1 protein-coding gene is annotated in these 494 nt (G+C 52.2%); it reads right to left on the bottom strand.

Going from position 1 to position 494, the window contains the following annotated elements:
* On the bottom strand, positions 1-494 hold a 494-nt coding region (locus HUS62_RS22455), incomplete at both ends, for a hypothetical protein (protein WP_175081207.1).

The raw sequence follows: 494 nt of genomic DNA, 5'->3' as shown, positions 1-494 counted from the left end.
GAAATCGGGTTGCCTGCCACATCGGATACGCTGGCGGTAGCGGTGAGTGTGCCGTCGTTTAATGCGCTTGCATCAATCGGATCAGTAACGTATTCGCCGTTTTGTACAAGTGCAGTGGTTTCAACTTGGTTTGTGCCATCGCTGATGATCACCGTCACGGTTTGACCGTCTTCCACATCGCTAACCGTGCCACGCACAACCATGGCGGCGCTTTCACCGTTACCATTAATCACGCCGTCGGCGGTTTTATCAATGCTGGTTGTGATGGCTGCGGTGTTATCAAGCTCGACTGCATCTTGTGCTGAAATTGGATTGCCAGCCACATCAGACACGCTGGCTGTAGCGGTGAGTGTCCCGTCGTTTAATGCGCTTGCATCAATCGGATCAGTAACATATTCGCCGTTTTGTACAAGTGCCGTGGTTTCAACTTGGTTTGTGCCATCGCTGATGATCACCGTCACGGTTTGACCGTCTTCCACATCGCTAACCGTGCC

The organism is Pseudoalteromonas sp. 0303 (genome assembly GCF_013349995.1).
Classification (GTDB): Bacteria; Pseudomonadota; Gammaproteobacteria; order Enterobacterales; family Alteromonadaceae; genus Pseudoalteromonas.
Note: the sequence above shows the minus strand (reverse complement) of the source record. Positions and strands in the feature narration are given on the sequence as shown.